This is a genomic window from Nocardioides sp. CPCC 206347 (genome assembly GCF_048654605.1).
GTDB lineage: Bacteria > Actinomycetota > Actinomycetes > Propionibacteriales > Nocardioidaceae > Nocardioides.
The window spans coordinates 1-13,905 of record NZ_JBMCYZ010000002.1 but is presented as its reverse complement, the minus strand read 5'-3'; the positions used below and the strand labels follow the sequence as shown (position 1 = coordinate 13,905).

Genomic DNA, 13,905 nt, shown 5'->3' with positions numbered 1-13,905 from the left:
TGCCGCGCAAAGCACCCATGCATTCGGCGCCCACCCCGGCCCCACCGACAGACCGACGGCTGCCACATCGACGACGTCAATGCTGATCCCGCCGAGGTCGTCGACGGGGCGTCGCCCCAGCACCGTGGCTCCACGCGTTGTGGTCAGCGACGGTCGGCGGGCTGGCCACGCAACCACGGGCGCGGCTCGCAAACTGTGGTCGGTGCCGACGCCCGCCGATGCGAGGTTGGCGCGCACGTTCCCGTCGAATACGCATCCGATTTCGAAACGTCGGGGACACCTAGTCGTCATGGTGGTCAGAAACTGGTGAAGGTGTTACCCATCGAGTAGGTGCTGAGAACGACCTCGCCGTACGGCGCTTTTCGGACGTCGTCCCGTCCATGCGAGCGCGGGCCTCCTGCGTTGTGCACTCTCAGCACCCGGAATCCGCCGTCCGAGAGGTGGCGGATCCTGATCTCGTCGCGCTCGGTCTCGCGCTCAAATGTGTGCGTCTCGCCGTTAGCAGTGGTGACCGTGATCAGGTGTGCCATGAGTGCAGTGTGATGCCGCCGTCGGCGGGTGCCCATTGGGTTGTGGGGATTGGGCGATTCCGTCCTGACATAGGGCACGTTTTTACCTACGTAGTGCTGCTGTTTTATCGGCCGGAACTGTGCCAACTACATCGCCGCCGACGTCCAGCGCCGCATCGACCGCGAGACCCGCAACGTCGATCGTTGACGGACTCTGACGAGCCCGAGAAACCGCTCTACGTATGGCCACTCGAAGGCTCGAACCGAGCGGCACGCATGCTACGAGGGTCGTAGATATACGCCGCCCGCAACGGGCGTCCTCTCTGGCACACCCAGCGCCTTCGTTCGCGAGTCACGAGGGCGCGACCCCGCGCGCCTTCAGCGGAGCCGTCGCGGATCTCGGTCTTGTCGCTACACAGTCGTTTTCCGGCCGGGCTGATCCCGACGCTGGGCCCAAGGTTCCGCCCCAGCCAGCACGCACATTGGAGCCGTCAGGCCCCCGGTGCGCATTCAGCCAGCCACTGATTCCAAGCCGGCAGAAGCTGGACCATGCGCCTTTGCCGCTTTCACCGATGCCTAGCGTCCCCCCGACATCCCGCAACGAACGAAGTGCCACACACCTCCTGCATCGCCGGCCGAGCTGCATTGCGAAACGTCAGAACGTCCCCAGGCTCCTCCGGCTGGGGGCACGCCGGGGGGCCGCGAGGCGGTCCTTCTCGGTGAAATCCCGCCCGTGGAAGTCCCTCCGCAAGACACCCGAAAACGCGAGAACCGGCAGGTCAGAGGCGACCTGCCGGTTCTGCATTTTTCGGTGGAGCTGAGGGGATTCGAACCCCTGACCTTCTCATTGCGAACGAGACGCGCTACCAACTGCGCCACAGCCCCAAGCGAGGGGAAACGTTAGCACCCGCGCGACGGGTGGCCGAATCCGGATCTCCCTTCGAGCAGCACCGCTGCGCGACGTCAGGCGGGGGCGTCCTTCCCGCCGGCGTTGGTGCTCTCCGAGTCGACGCCGGCATCGACGTCGGAGCTGGGCCGCGGCTTGGGCGGGTCCGAGAACACCGTCGACTGGCCGCGCGACTCCTCGCCCTCGAACGGTGCGTCGAGCGCCTCTCCGGGGTCGGCGCGCTGGGTGTCGGGAGTGACGGCCGTGGAGGAGTCGGCGTACTTCTTCTCCTGCTCGCGCGCCTGCAGGGCTGCCTGCCGGTCGGCGCCGGTCTCTTCGATCTCGTCGGTCATGCCCGGCGCGGTACCCGTTGGGCCGCGCCGCATCCGCAGCCGGTCAGGAACCGGAGGCGCGGCGCTGCTTGATCTCGGCGTCCGGCTCGGCCTTGGCGCGCTGGGCGTCGGCCTCGCGGGCGAGCTGCGAGTCGGCCTCATTGCGGCCCGAGCTCCACACGCCGGTGGAGTCGAGGTCGATGGTGCGGACGGTCCGTCCGGCGGGCGCCTTGTCGACGTACGTCGGCAGGGGGACCGGGACGGGGGTCCAGGCATCGGGGTCGGCGGCGACGGGCTCCTCGACCAGTGCCGCCGTGACGACCGGGATGTCCTGGGTGTTGTCGCTCTCGTCCTCGATCTCGTCGGCCTCCTCATCCTCGATCACCTCGTCGGCGAGGGTGCGACGGCGCTTGCGGACCGGCGCGGCCGCACGGGCAGCGCGCTCGCGCTTGACCATGAGGCGGCACGCGACCAGCCAGGCGCCCATCAGGACGACGGGGACCAGGATCCACAGGGCGCCGATGACGTTGCCGATCGCCAGGGCGGAGGTGACGACGATGGCGGCCAGCAGGATGTTGAAGACGCGGCGGCGACGCTCGGCGGCACGGCGGGCAGCCGCCTGGCGAAGCCGGCGCTGGACCTTGCCGAGCTCGTCGGGGCGGGTGCGCGTCGCGGGAGCAGGCGTCGCGGGAGCGTCCTCGGACACGATGTCCTCGGCCGCCTCAGCGGCAACAGACGGCTTGCGTCCGGCAGGCACGAGCTCGGCTTCGGTGGCCGACACCGCGTCACGACGGGCGAGCACTCGCAGCCGGTCGGAGAAGCCCTCGACAGATCGGCTGTCGGCGTCCTCTTCGTGCTGCTTGAGCGCCTTCGGAACGAGGTAGACGGCCCACGCCACCGCCAGTGCGACGAAGATCAGTGCGCTCAGGTCCACAACGAGAGGTTAGGAGCGCTACCTCAAAGTGGGGCGCATGTCGACCGGTGTGTCACAGATTGATTCGTGTGACGTATGTGATTTGACCGGGGCCCTCACGCGTCGGGCTGCTCGCCGAGCCTGATCAGCACGCCCTGCGGCGCCTCCTCGCGGACCACCGCGAAGATCCGGTGGTCGCGCCACTCGCCGTCGATGTGCAGGAACAGCGGTGCGTACCCGATCTCGCGGATCCCGAGCTTCTCCACCACCCGCAGGGAATTCGTGTTCTCCGGGCGGATGCAGATCTCGACCCGGTGCAACCCGGCCACGAAGAAGCAGTGGTCGATCACCATCGCGACCGCGCGCGGGATCACGCCCCTGCCGGCGAAGTCCTGGTCGATCCAGTAGCCCACGGACGCGAACTGCGCCGAGCCGCGCACGATGTTGTTGACGCTGACCTGGCCGGCGAACTTGCCGTCCACCTCCACCACGAAGGGGTACGTCGTCCCCTTCCGCGCCGCGCGGGACAGTCGCTTGGTCAACCCGCGGAACGTCTGCGGGCGGGCATCGGCACCGGGCGGCGCCGTGGCGTCCCAAGGGCCGAGCCACAGGGCGTTGCGGCGGCGGGCGGCGCGCCACGGCCCGGCGTCACTGCGCCGGATCGGGCGAAGGCGCACCACCGGGTCCGAGCCGGAGGTCAGCTCGTTCGGCCACGCCCGCCCGGGCACGGCCACGGTCGTCCGCTCACGGGGTGAACGCTCCCGGCGCACGCCGCTCAATGGTCGCTCCCGACGATCTGTTCCACGGCGTGCACCAGCACGGGCTCGAGGACGGCGAGCGCGTCCTTCACACCGCCGCGCGAACCCGGCAGGTTGACCACGAGCGCCTGCCCGGCGATGCCCGCGAGGCCACGTGACAGCGCTGCCGTCGGCACGCCCTTCGCGACACCCGCGGCGCGGATCGCCTCGGCCAGGCCGGGGACCTCGCGGTCCAGCAGCGGCCGGGTCGCCTCAGGGGTGCGGTCGGTCGGCGTCAGGCCGGTGCCACCGGTGGTGAGCACCACGCGGGCGCCGGCGTCGACCGCCGCGGCGATGGCCAGCGCGACCGGTTCACCGTCGGGGCAGACCACGGGCTCGGCAACGACGAAGCCCAGTCCCCGCAGGGCATCCACGATCAGCGGGCCGGTCGTGTCGTCGTACACACCGGCGGCGGCGCGGTTGGACGCCACGATCACCGTGGCGGGCAGTCCTCCGGCGTCACTCATCGTGCGTAGTCCCCGGACTTGCCACCCGACTTGGTCTCGACCCGGATGTCGGTGATGACCGCGGCCTTGTCGACGGCCTTGACCATGTCGACGACGGTGAGCGCAGCGACCGAGACAGCGGTGAGCGCCTCCATCTCCACACCCGTCCGGTCGGTCGTCTTCACGGTGGCGAGGATCTCCACGGCGTCGTCGGCGATGGACAGCTCGACGGTGACGCCGGAGATGGCGAGCGGGTGGCAGAGCGGGATCAGGGTGGGCGTCTGCTTCGCGCCCATGATGCCGGCGATCCGCGCGACCGCCAGGGCATCACCCTTCGGCACGCCCTCACTGCGCAGCAGCCCGATGACCTCGGCCGAGACCAGGACGCGTCCTGACGCGCTCGCGACCCGGTGGGTGACGTCCTTCGCGGACACGTCGACCATCCGCGCAGCGCCGGTCGCGTCCACGTGCGTCAGCCGGGGCTGGGTGGCGTCATCGGCCATCTCGGTCCTCCTCGGGATGGAGCGGCAGCACCTCGACGGTCGTGCCCTCGGGCACCACCTTCCCGGTTGCCGGTACGACGAGCAATGCATCTGCCACGGCGAGCAACCGTTGCGAGTGGCCGGCGTGCCCGGGCAGCGGGGCGATCCGGCCCTCGTGGTCGAACAGGCCGGGCAGCAGGACCGTGCGATCGGCACCCTCGACCGACGCGGCGAGCGCGGCCGTGTGGCGCGCAGGCTCGCTTCCGGCGAGGACGTGGAGCGCCGGGACGACGTACAACAGGAAGGAGGCGTAGGCGGCCACGGGCGTGCCCGGAAGCGTGACCACCGGGACGTGGCGGCCGTCGGACGTCGGCACGACGCCGAAGCCCTGCGGACGGCCGGGCTTCATGGCGACGGGGCCGAACCAGAAGCCGTCGACGTCGCGCAGGGCGGCCTTCACGACGTCGTGGTCGCCGGCGGAGACGCCGCCCGTCGTCACGACCAGGTCGGACACCTCGGCTGCCTTCTGCAGCTGCTCGCGGAACGCGGCCGGGTCGTCGAGCACTGGTCCGAAGGCCGTGACGTCCGCCCCCACAGCGCGACCCGCCGAGGCCAGGGTCGCCGTGTTGCTGTCGGGGATCTGCCCGTCGACCAGTTCGGCACCGGTGGAGATGACCGCCAGCCGGGGCCGCGGATGCACGGGGACCTCACGGACACCGACGGACGTGAGCAACCCGATCTGCGTGGGGCCGAGGCGGGTGTCGGCGCGCAGCGCGATCTCGCCGACGGCGACGTCCTCGCCCTCGTTGCGGACGTGCCGACCGGCCGCAGCGGTGCGCAGGATCCGCACCGGGTCGACGCCGGTGGTCCACTCGAACGGGATCACCACGTCGGCACCCGGCGGCACCGGGGCGCCGGTCATGATCCGGATGGCCGCGCCCGCGGGCAGCGGCATCACCTGGTCCCCGGCGGCGATGACGCCGGCCACCGGCAGGTCGACAGGACTCTCCTCCGCTGCCGACGCGACCTCCGCAGCACGGACCGCGAAGCCGTCCATCGCGGCGTGGTCGAACGGCGGCACCGACAACAGGGCCGTCACGTCGGCCGCCAGCACGCGACCGATCGCGTCGGCCAACGGCACCAGGTCGAAGCGGGTCAGCGGGGCGACCGCGGCGAGGATCCGCGCGCGGTGGTCTTCAACCGACGTGGTCGATCCAGCCAACGGGTCAGGCATCCCCGGACAGCACTTCACCGGCGGCGATCCGCTGCGCACCCTTGCCCGACAGCTCGACCGCGCCGACGACCTGGACGCCGTGCCCGAAGGTCCAGTCGCCCTCGACGGTGAGGGACGAGGCCTTGGCCAGGGACGGCGCGCCCTCGGGGAAGCGCTGGTCGAACTCGGCCACGAGCTTGTAGTGGTCCGCGTCGAGCTCGACGAACGGCACGTCGCTGGCGACCTGGGTCAGGCCGAAGTCCGCGCCGATCTCGTAGACGTCGGAACGCAGCACCAGCAGGTCGTTGGTGGTCTTCACCGGGATGAACCGGTCGCGGCCGACCTCGATCAGCCGGGCGCCGTCGAACACCTCGATCGCCGCACCCATCGCGGTCTCGATCTGGACGACGGCCGGGCTGTCCGGGTCGGCCGGGTCGACGGTCTTGTTGTTGCGGATCAGCGGCAGGCCGAGGATGCCCTCGCGCTCGTCGAGCTTGGCCTTCATCGCGTGCAGGTCGAACCACAGGTTGTTCGTCGAACAGAACTGGTGCCGGGTCAGGTCGGCGAGGGCCTCGAGGTCCTCCTTCGCGGTTTGCGCGGTCTCGCGCAGCACGATCCGGCCGTCGGTCTTGCGGCGGGCGAAGTGACCACCCTTGCGGTCCGAAGCGGTACGACGAACCGCCTCGATCGCGAACGGCGCTCCCGACGCGGCGAACCAGCCGGCCACCTTCGGGTCCGGCACCGCGCCGAGGTTGTCGGAGTTCGAGACGAACACGTAGCGGAAGCCGTGCTCGATGAGCAGGTCGAGCAGGCCGGTGCCGCGCAGCGCCGTGTAGAGGTCGCCGTGGCCCGGCGGACACCACTCGAGGTCCGGCTCCTTCGGCCAGGTCACCGGCGTCAGGTCGGACGCGAGGAGCTTGGGCTCCTTGTTCTGCAGGAACTCGATGGGCAGCCCGTCGACGGCCAAGTCCTCGTAGCGCCCCAGGGCGTGCAGGGTGTCGGCGGACGTGCGGAAGGAGTTCATCAGGATCAGGGGCAACCGGGCGTCGTACTCCTTGCGGAGGTGGAGCGCCTGGCGGGCCATGATGTCGAGGAAGGACAGGCCGCGCCGTACGCACAGCAACGACTTCGCGCGATCCATGCCCATCGACGTACCGAGGCCGCCGTTGAGCTTGATGGCGACCGTCTTGCCGATCGCGTCGGCCGCGACGTCGGCGGGGACGTCCGTGTCGGCGAGGCTCTCGATGTCGACGGGCTCGATCGACGACTCGGGGATCATCCCGGTCTCGCCGTGCTCCAGCAATCGGTAGTAGTGCGCGAAGGTGTCGACGGCCACCGGGTCCACGCCCGCCGCCAGCATCTTTGCCCGCGCCTTCTCGAGACCACCGCTACGCCCACTCATGCCCATGGAGTCGATCGTAGGCTTGTCCGGTGACCGGTCCACAACTGCGCCCAGAAGCGGCCCGCAAGATCGCCGTCCGGGACCAGGTCCTGACCGGCCGTCGGCGCCGACCGCTGACGGAGGTCGGTGCGGCCGCCCGGGCGATTGCCGAGGTCCTGCTGGCCACCGACGAGGTACGACGGGCCGCGACCGTCGCGTGCTACGTCTCCCTCGGCACCGAACCGGGCACGACCGACCTGCTCGACCGGCTGGTCGATGCCGGCAAGCGGGTGATCCTGCCGGTCCTGCTGCCCGACAACGATCTCGACTGGGCCGTCTACCGCGGCCTGACGTCCCTGGCCCCGGCGGGCCGCGGCCTGCTCGAACCCGCCGGCCCGCCCCTCGGCGTCGACGCCGTCGCGACCGCCGATGTCGTGCTGGTCCCGGGCGTCGCGGTGTCGCGGGCCGGACTGCGCCTGGGCCGCGGCGGCGGCTCCTACGACCGCGCGCTCGGCCGGGTGCCGGTCGGCACCTTCACCTGTGTCCTGTTGTACGACGACGAGGTGCTCCCCGACGTCCCCGCCGAGCCCCACGACCGACCGGTCACGGCCGCGGCGACGCCCTCGGGACTGCGCCGCTTCTAGGTTTCGAGGTTCGCTGCGCTCGCAGCTCAACCACCCGCAGGCAGCAGGGTCAGCACGTCCTCGCCGGCATCCTCGACGGCTTCGTCGGAGAACACCCACGGGAGGGTCTCGCCGCGCGCCCAGCGGTCGGTCTGGTCGGTGTAGTTCGGGTGGAACGCGTGCCCGGAGACACCGGTCAGGTTGATCCAGCGCGCGGCGTCCAGGTCGTCCATCGGCACGACCATCCGCATCGACGGGGCGGTCACGACGTCGTACCCCTCGGTCGCGTCCCAGCCGGTCGCGTTGACCAGCGAGCCGCCACCACCGACCTCCCAGCCGCCACGGTTGAAGATCCGCTCGATCACACCGATGCCCGACTCCCCCAGGGTGGCCGAGCGGAGCTCGAGCTTGTGCAGCGCGCCCCACGTCCACTCGTCGGGATTGGGCGACTCGCGTGCGGTGAGCTCGTCACGGGCGGCCCTCATCGACGCACGCAGGATGTCGTCGCGCCCTTCCCGCACGCCGTCGGTGTCGACGTCGTTCCACCAGCTCGCCGATGCCTTGGGCAGGATCGACGCGAGGACGGCGAACCAGCGGTCGCTGCCGTCGGCGTCGAGCGCATCGGGCAGCTCGTCGCCGAAGGTCCGCTCCAGCACCTCACGCCAGACCACGTTGAAGTACGCGGCCGCGCCGCTCTCCGGGCCCTGCCGGTAGTTCCAGGTCCGCAGCAGTCGCTGGCCGTCGGAGTAGTAGCCACGCGGCAGGTCGATCCGCAGCAGGTACGGCGTGAGCACCTCGCCGATGGCGTTCCAGTCATCGAGCTGGATCGCGCCCATGCTGCGGACGCTCAGCTCGTCGTCGGCCTCGAGGAGCTCGTTGATCCGCGCCGAACGGTAGCCGAGGTCCCAGTCGGAGGTGAGGAACGGTGCGTACCGCTCCGGGTCGATCACCGCCTGGTTCGCGGTCGCGATGATCCCGGACTCGGGGTCGAGCACATTCGGAAGGGCGTCGTACGGGACGAAGTCGCCGGTCCAGGCGGTGTCGCTCTTCCAGCCTGCGGCGGGCATCCGGCCGTCGTTGCCGGGCTTGCGGACCGGGACGAGCCCGGTCGCCTGGTAGCCGATGTGGCCCTCGGTGTCGGCGTAGACGACGTTCTGGCCGGGGACGGCGAAGTCGCTGAGCGCCGCCCGGAACGACTTCCAGTCGCTGGCGAGGTTCAGCGCGAAGAGTGCGTCGGCCGTGGGGCGTGGCTCCAGCGCGGTCCAGGCGAGCGAGACGCCGTACTCCCGCTGCAGGACGTCGCTCATGTGGTCCTCGAAGGACTCGCCGGAGCTCTCGGGCCCCTGCTCCGCAGCGATGTCGGTGAGCTGGTCCACCAGGCCGTCCTCGCTGAGGTCGACCCCGTCCAGCTCCTCGTCGAGGCGGGCGAGGTCGGACAGCAACGGGCCGTGGCCGGTCGAGCGCACCTCGAGGTCGATGGTGGATCCGTCGCGGACCTTGATGACCTCGTCGCGTACGACGAGCGGCAGCTCCTTGCCGTCGGACTCCCACGTGTCGCCCTTGATCCGCTCGACGTAGAGGTCGGTGACGTCCGGGCTGAGGTTGGTGAAGCCCCACGCGATGTCGGCGTTGTGGCCGATGACCACGCCGGGCACGCCGGAGAAGCTGAACCCGGCGACGTCGAGCGGGCACTCGGTGGAGACCGTGCGGCAGTGCAGTCCGACCTGGCTCCACACCCCGGGCAGCGAGATCCCGAGGTGCGGGTCGTTGGCGAGGATCGGCTCGCCGGTGCTGGTGTGGTCGCCGTCGACGACCCACGCGTTGCTGCCGATGCCGTCGCCCTGACCGAGCAGCGGGGGTACGCCGGCCAGGACTCCCCGGACCTGCGCCAGCGCGGCCAGGGCGTCGGGATCGCCGAGGGGCGGACGCTGCAGCAGGCGCTGTCCGCCGCCGCTGACGTCTTGGTCGAACTCCTCGCCGAGCAGGCCGCCCTGCTGGACGATCGGGTCGTGCCGGGCGTAGGGGTAGGCCGGGTAGAGCTCGGTCATCCGCTTGCTGCCCACCGCCGCGGCCGTCAGGGCCCGCCCGATCTCCTCCTCCATGTTGCCGCGCAGGTCCCACGCCATCGCCTTGAGCCAGGCGATGGAGTCGACGGCCGTCCACTTCGCGGGGTTGTAGTCGAGACCGGTGAGGCCGAGCAGGCTGTACTCCAGCGACATCTCGGACGGTGAACGCCCGGCGAGGTAGGCGTTGACGCCCTCGGCGTAGGCGTCGAGGGCGCTGCGGGTGGCCGGCCGGAGCAGGGTCAGCTCCTTCTCGGCGACCTCGCGCCAGCCGAGCGTCCGCACCACGAGGTCGCTCTCGATCCCGGCCTCGCCGAACAGCTCCGAGAGCCGCCCGGCGGTCGCGTGGCGTCGTACGTCCATCTCGAAGAAGCGGTCCTGGGCGTGAACGAAGCCCTGCGCGAGCATCAGGTCGGGCATGGTGTCGGCGTAGATCTGCGGGATGCCGGCGTCGTCACGGATGACCTGGACCTCACCCTCGAGGCCGCTGATCTCCAGCTCGCCGCTGGTCTGCGGCCACGGCTTGCGGGCGACCACGAAGGCGGCCGTGAGGCTGGCCACCAGGGCGAGCGTGCACAGCACGGCGATCACGGTCAGCCAGCGCCTCGAGCGCGACCACCTGCGGAACCCGGTCTCCGGACTGGCCTGCTGCTCGACGTTCTCTGCTCCCGACATGGTGGGCGTCATTGTGCCGTCTGTGGGGGTCGTGACGTAGCATTGGCACTCGAAAGTCGAGAGTGCCAACCCGGAGAATCCACCGATGCCGACCTACCAGTACCTCTGCACCGCCTGCGGCCACGCGTTCGAGCAGGTCCAGAGCTTCAGTGACGACGCATTGACGGTCTGCCCCGAGTGCGAGGGCAAGCTGCGCAAGGTGTTCAACTCCGTCGGCGTCGTGTTCAAGGGCTCCGGCTTCTACAAGACCGACAGCCGCTCCTCCACGACCGCGTCCTCCCCGGCCGCCTCGACCGAGAGCGCCTCCCCGGCCGCGTCCTCCTCGTCGTCCTCCTCGTCGGACTCGGGCTCCTCGACGCCGGCGAAGTCGACCTCGAGCGGCAGCACCATTACCGGCGCTGCCGCCTCCCCTGCCTGACCCTGTGGAGGACGCCGGCACGACCGGCGCGAGCGACCTACGGTCGCCGGTATGGATTTCCGGGAACCCGCATCGGGCCGCGTGCCGCGCACCCGCACCCAGGGCATTGCTGACGCCCTCGCCGAGGTACGTCGACGGCTGCTCCGCCGACGCCGCCTGATCGCGGTCCTGCTGGTCGGCGTGGCAGTCGCCGCCTCGCTGCGTACCCTCGCGCCGCCACCACCGGCATCCACCACGGTGCTCGTCGCCGCCCGCGACCTGCCGGCCGGGCAGCTCCTCCGCCCCGAGGACCTCGTCGAGCAACAGGTGGCTCCTGGCGTCGTACCGGAGGGGGTGGTGGGGGCGCCGACGGGCCGCCTGCTGGCCGCCCCGCTCCGCGAGGGTGAAGCCGTGACCGACGTACGCCTGGTGGGCGACGGCCTCGCCCGGGCACAGCCACCGGGCACGGTCGTGATGCCGATCCGGCTGTCCGATGCGGGCCAGGCGGCCCTGCTCACGGTGGGCGACCGGATCGACCTGCTGGCCACCGATCCGCAGGCCGGAACGACCGGGGAGCTGGCCCGGGACGTGACCGTGCTGGCGGTGCCCGACGCCCGGATCTCGGGGGATGCAGCGTTGCCGGGACGCCTGGTCGTCGTGGCGGTGGGCCACCTCGAGGTGCCTGACGTCACCGGAGCGTCCGTCGCGGCCTACGTGACTTATACGTGGCGTCACAGATAGGTTGCTGCCTGATCAAGCACCCTCATCATCATCTCGGGACAGAGGAGAAAACATGACCGGCTTCAGAAAGTTCCTGCTCCAGGGCAACCTCGTCGACATCGCCGTCGCGTTCATCATCGCCACCGCCTTCGGCAGGGTCGTCACTGCTTTCACTGCCTGGCTGACCGACCTGCTGCCGGACGCGACGGACGAGGTCTTCAGCGACACGACGTACTTCGGTGCGTTCATGAACGCGGTCATCGCGTTCGTGATCCTCGCAGCGATCGTCTACTTCCTGGTCGTCACCCCGTACACCAAGGCCAAGGAGAAGTTCTTCCCGGACGCTCCCGAGGCCGAGGCGCCCGAGGTCGTGCTGCTCACGCAGATCCGCGACTCGCTCGCCACCCGCTGACCGGAGGCTTCAGCCCCGCAGCACCCGCGCTTCAACCCTGTCGGCAGCGTGGCGGGAGGTGTCATCCGAGCAGCTTGCTGCTCCCCTCGACACCGAAGACACGCTCGACCAGCAGACACAGTGCCGTCTCACCCTCCGTGGTGAGGCGGCACTTGTGCTTTCAGCCAGCGCTCGGAGGCGGTGTCGCCGCCGTCCTTCTCGGGCGTGGGCGGGTCCTTCTCGTCCGAGGTGACGGTCGGCAGCACGTCACCGAAGATCTCGGCGAGGCGTTGCTTGCGCTTCCACTCGGGTTCGGGCCGGTCCGCCATCAGGAGTACCGCTCGATCAGCACAGACCCGCGCGGGCGCGGGCGTCGTCGGACATGCCCTGTGGGTCCGCGGTGGCCCCGTCGGTGGCTCCGTCGGTGGCTCCGTCGGTCGCTCCGGTGCCGGGCGAGCCCGGCGTGCCCGTCGACTCGGTCGACCCGGTCGTCCCGGTCGTCCCGGAGCTCGCACCGCCCGAGGCCGACGACGATCCGTCGGTGTTCTCGCCAGCGCTGATCGAGTCGCCCAGGAATTCCTTGGTCAGGCGCCGGTCGGTGCGCGCCAGGCGCCACAGCTTCCGGACCTCGGACGTCCACTCGACGCGACCCGGCTGGGCCGTGGAGTAGACCCACGGCGTCGTGACGAACGAGATGTTGTCCAGCCCGATGCCGTTGAACGACGCGGCGATGTCGGCGAGCTGGGCGATGTTCTCGAAGTCTGTCTTGAGCGAGCTGGTCGTGGCGTTGATGAACTTGGTGAGCTTGACCGGCTGCGCGAGGGTGTCCGCGCCGACGGCCTTGCTGATCATGGAGGCCATGAACGCCTGCTGGCGCTTGATCCGCTGCGGGTCCGTGCCGTCACCGATGTGCCGGACCCGGACGTAGCTGAGGGCCTGCTGGCCCTTGATCTCGCGGGTGCCGGCCTTCAGCGTGATGCCGTGCTCCTCGTCCTCGATGTCCTCGGGGATGCAGACCTCGACGCCACCCAGGGCGTCGACCATGTCCTTGAAGCCGTTGAAGTCGACGACGATGTAGTTGTCGACGCGGATCCCGGTGAGCTGTTCGACCTGCCGGATCGTGCAGGCCGGTCCGCCGACGGCGTACGCGGCGTTCCACTGCGCGGCCGCCTGGGCGGGGATGACGGCCCCGCCCTTCTTGTAGCACTCGGGCCGGTCGATGACGGTGTCGCGCGGGATCGAGATCCCGTAGGCGAACTTCCGGTCGGCCGAGAGGTGGAACAGGATCGTGGTGTCCGACCCACCACCACCTTCGCCGTCGATGTCGTTGCCCTTGCCGGAGCGGGTGTCGTCACCCATCACCAGGATGTTCATGGGGCCGGTGGCGACCTTCTCGGGTCGGTCGGTGCCCAGTTGCGCGGAGAGGTTCTCGCGGTCGAGGTTGCCGTTCCAGTTGTTGTAGAGCAGCACCACGCCGACGCCGGTCGCCAGCCCCAGCGCCAGCAGGCTGCTCAGGATCACCTTGAAGACGACCTTGCCCGGCTGCGGGGCCTTGCGCCGACCACCGCCGCGACCGCCGCGGGCGGACTTGGGACGGCGTTCGGCGCGTGACGTGGCGACCCGACGGGCTCCGCCCGGCGGGCTCTGCTCACCCACCATCGGGCGAATGCGTTCGTCCTGCGTCATCGATCACCTGGTCGTGCGGCCGCCTCGGGGCGGGACTGCGGATTTCTTCCGGTGCTTCCGAGAGCAACCGCCGGCGCTTCCTCGCGCCGGACCCACCGTACGGTCCGGGCCAAGGCCCGGCGGTGGATCCACCCATTCTCCCCGCTCAGCGGCCACGGACCCAATCCGCTTCGCGCGCGACCATCCCGACCTGACAAGATGGTCCACCGCCGCCCCAGTAGCTCAGTGGATAGAGCAGCCGCCTCCTAAGCGAAAGGTCGCAAGTTCGACTCTTGCCTGGGGCACCCGTTCTTGTGTGTTGTCTCGGTTGAGGGTTGACGGTTCACCTTCGGCTGAGGCCTTACACATGTTCGGCTGATGCTTGACGGCTGCTCCGGTTGAGGCTTGACAC

Annotated in this window: 16 protein-coding genes and 2 tRNA genes; 5 read left to right on the top strand and 13 right to left on the bottom strand. The window is 70.2% G+C overall.

The window, feature by feature from the left end; genetic code table 11:
* The 10 genes from ACOACQ_RS06200 to ACOACQ_RS06155 all read right to left on the bottom strand — a co-directional run.
* On the bottom strand, positions 1-237 hold a 237-nt coding region (locus tag ACOACQ_RS06200; RefSeq protein ID WP_420287880.1), incomplete at its 3' end, for a hypothetical protein.
* A 59-nt stretch (positions 238-296) separates the two neighbouring features.
* Entirely contained in the window at positions 297-530 is a 234-nt protein-coding gene (locus ACOACQ_RS06195) for a hypothetical protein (RefSeq protein WP_378596527.1), read from the bottom strand.
* 791 nt (positions 531-1,321) lie between these two features.
* Positions 1,322-1,394: transfer RNA gene (locus tag ACOACQ_RS06190), tRNA-Ala, on the bottom strand.
* A gap of 78 nt (positions 1,395-1,472) precedes the next feature.
* Positions 1,473-1,748 (bottom strand): hypothetical protein, encoded by a 276-nt coding sequence (locus ACOACQ_RS06185; protein ID WP_378596526.1) that lies wholly within the window; start codon positions 1,746-1,748, stop codon positions 1,473-1,475.
* Positions 1,749-1,791: 43 nt separating this feature from the next.
* Positions 1,792-2,661: a hypothetical protein gene (locus tag ACOACQ_RS06180; RefSeq protein WP_420287879.1), complete on the bottom strand. Its 870-nt coding sequence runs from the start codon at positions 2,659-2,661 to the stop codon at positions 1,792-1,794.
* Between the two features lie 95 nt (positions 2,662-2,756).
* Positions 2,757-3,410, bottom strand: a complete 654-nt coding sequence (locus tag ACOACQ_RS06175) for a GNAT family N-acetyltransferase (RefSeq protein ID WP_378596524.1) — start codon at positions 3,408-3,410, stop codon at positions 2,757-2,759.
* 5 nt (positions 3,411-3,415) lie between these two features.
* Complete coding sequence (locus ACOACQ_RS06170; protein ID WP_420287878.1) at positions 3,416-3,904, bottom strand: MogA/MoaB family molybdenum cofactor biosynthesis protein; 489 nt, start codon at positions 3,902-3,904, stop codon at positions 3,416-3,418.
* Positions 3,901-4,386, bottom strand: a complete 486-nt coding sequence (gene moaC, locus ACOACQ_RS06165; protein ID WP_420287877.1) for a cyclic pyranopterin monophosphate synthase MoaC — start codon at positions 4,384-4,386, stop codon at positions 3,901-3,903. The genes ACOACQ_RS06170 and moaC overlap by 4 nt, the downstream gene beginning before the upstream one ends.
* The gene (gene glp, locus ACOACQ_RS06160; protein WP_420287876.1) at positions 4,376-5,599 is read right to left on the bottom strand and encodes a gephyrin-like molybdotransferase Glp; all 1,224 of its coding nucleotides are present in this window, start codon (positions 5,597-5,599) and stop codon (positions 4,376-4,378) included. Before glp ends, moaC begins: the two co-directional genes overlap by 11 nt.
* Positions 5,592-6,980 carry a UTP--glucose-1-phosphate uridylyltransferase gene (locus ACOACQ_RS06155; RefSeq protein WP_378597868.1) on the bottom strand — a complete coding sequence of 463 codons (1,389 nt, stop codon included), beginning with the start codon at positions 6,978-6,980 and terminating at the stop codon, positions 5,592-5,594. The genes glp and ACOACQ_RS06155 overlap by 8 nt, the downstream gene beginning before the upstream one ends.
* Positions 6,981-7,009: 29 nt before the next feature.
* Between ACOACQ_RS06155 and ACOACQ_RS06150 the strand changes: the two genes are divergently transcribed.
* On the top strand, positions 7,010-7,603 hold the full coding sequence (locus ACOACQ_RS06150; protein ID WP_378597862.1) for a 5-formyltetrahydrofolate cyclo-ligase: 594 nt from the start codon (positions 7,010-7,012) through the stop codon (positions 7,601-7,603).
* A 26-nt stretch (positions 7,604-7,629) separates the two neighbouring features.
* On the opposite strand, the gene ACOACQ_RS06145 is transcribed toward ACOACQ_RS06150, so the two are convergent.
* The gene (locus ACOACQ_RS06145) at positions 7,630-10,320 is read right to left on the bottom strand and encodes a penicillin acylase family protein (protein WP_420287875.1); all 2,691 of its coding nucleotides are present in this window, start codon (positions 10,318-10,320) and stop codon (positions 7,630-7,632) included.
* Positions 10,321-10,405: 85 nt separating this feature from the next.
* On the opposite strand from ACOACQ_RS06145, the gene ACOACQ_RS06140 reads away from it, so the two are divergent.
* The 3 genes from ACOACQ_RS06140 to ACOACQ_RS06130 are packed head-to-tail and all read left to right on the top strand — an operon-like array spanning position 10,406 to position 11,849.
* Complete coding sequence (locus ACOACQ_RS06140) at positions 10,406-10,738, top strand: FmdB family zinc ribbon protein (RefSeq protein ID WP_420287874.1); 333 nt, start codon at positions 10,406-10,408, stop codon at positions 10,736-10,738.
* A 51-nt stretch (positions 10,739-10,789) separates the two neighbouring features.
* Positions 10,790-11,458, top strand: a complete 669-nt coding sequence (locus ACOACQ_RS06135; RefSeq protein WP_420287873.1) for an SAF domain-containing protein — start codon at positions 10,790-10,792, stop codon at positions 11,456-11,458.
* Positions 11,459-11,510: 52 nt separating this feature from the next.
* Positions 11,511-11,849 (top strand): MscL family protein, encoded by a 339-nt coding sequence (locus tag ACOACQ_RS06130; RefSeq protein WP_378597855.1) that lies wholly within the window; start codon positions 11,511-11,513, stop codon positions 11,847-11,849.
* Between the two features lie 128 nt (positions 11,850-11,977).
* On the opposite strand, the gene ACOACQ_RS06125 is transcribed toward ACOACQ_RS06130, so the two are convergent.
* Positions 11,978-12,157, bottom strand: a complete 180-nt coding sequence (locus ACOACQ_RS06125) for a hypothetical protein (RefSeq protein WP_420287872.1) — start codon at positions 12,155-12,157, stop codon at positions 11,978-11,980.
* Between the two features lie 16 nt (positions 12,158-12,173).
* A complete protein-coding gene (locus ACOACQ_RS06120) occupies positions 12,174-13,514 on the bottom strand; it encodes an LCP family protein (RefSeq protein ID WP_420287871.1) in 1,341 nt (446 codons plus the stop codon).
* 211 nt (positions 13,515-13,725) lie between these two features.
* Here ACOACQ_RS06120 and ACOACQ_RS06115 point away from each other — a divergent pair.
* Positions 13,726-13,798, top strand: a tRNA-Arg gene (locus ACOACQ_RS06115).
* The last annotated feature ends 107 nt before the right edge of the window (positions 13,799-13,905 follow it).

What these genes read in the sequence shown, in the direction of transcription:
- ACOACQ_RS06195 (WP_378596527.1), bottom strand. Translation starts at nt 530, where the DNA reads ATGGCACACCTGATCACGGTCACCACTGCTAACGGCGAGACGCACACA.
- ACOACQ_RS06120 (WP_420287871.1), bottom strand. Translation starts at nt 13,514, where the DNA reads ATGACGCAGGACGAACGCATTCGCCCGATGGTGGGTGAGCAGAGCCCG.
- glp (WP_420287876.1), bottom strand. Translation starts at nt 5,599, where the DNA reads ATGCCTGACCCGTTGGCTGGATCGACCACGTCGGTTGAAGACCACCGC.
- ACOACQ_RS06155 (WP_378597868.1), bottom strand. Translation starts at nt 6,980, where the DNA reads ATGAGTGGGCGTAGCGGTGGTCTCGAGAAGGCGCGGGCAAAGATGCTG.
- ACOACQ_RS06170 (WP_420287878.1), bottom strand. Translation starts at nt 3,904, where the DNA reads ATGAGTGACGCCGGAGGACTGCCCGCCACGGTGATCGTGGCGTCCAAC.
- ACOACQ_RS06130 (WP_378597855.1), top strand. Translation starts at nt 11,511, where the DNA reads ATGACCGGCTTCAGAAAGTTCCTGCTCCAGGGCAACCTCGTCGACATC.
- ACOACQ_RS06140 (WP_420287874.1), top strand. Translation starts at nt 10,406, where the DNA reads ATGCCGACCTACCAGTACCTCTGCACCGCCTGCGGCCACGCGTTCGAG.
- moaC (WP_420287877.1), bottom strand. Translation starts at nt 4,386, where the DNA reads ATGGCCGATGACGCCACCCAGCCCCGGCTGACGCACGTGGACGCGACC.
- ACOACQ_RS06125 (WP_420287872.1), bottom strand. Translation starts at nt 12,157, where the DNA reads ATGGCGGACCGGCCCGAACCCGAGTGGAAGCGCAAGCAACGCCTCGCC.
- ACOACQ_RS06145 (WP_420287875.1), bottom strand. Translation starts at nt 10,320, where the DNA reads ATGTCGGGAGCAGAGAACGTCGAGCAGCAGGCCAGTCCGGAGACCGGG.
- ACOACQ_RS06135 (WP_420287873.1), top strand. Translation starts at nt 10,790, where the DNA reads ATGGATTTCCGGGAACCCGCATCGGGCCGCGTGCCGCGCACCCGCACC.
- ACOACQ_RS06185 (WP_378596526.1), bottom strand. Translation starts at nt 1,748, where the DNA reads ATGACCGACGAGATCGAAGAGACCGGCGCCGACCGGCAGGCAGCCCTG.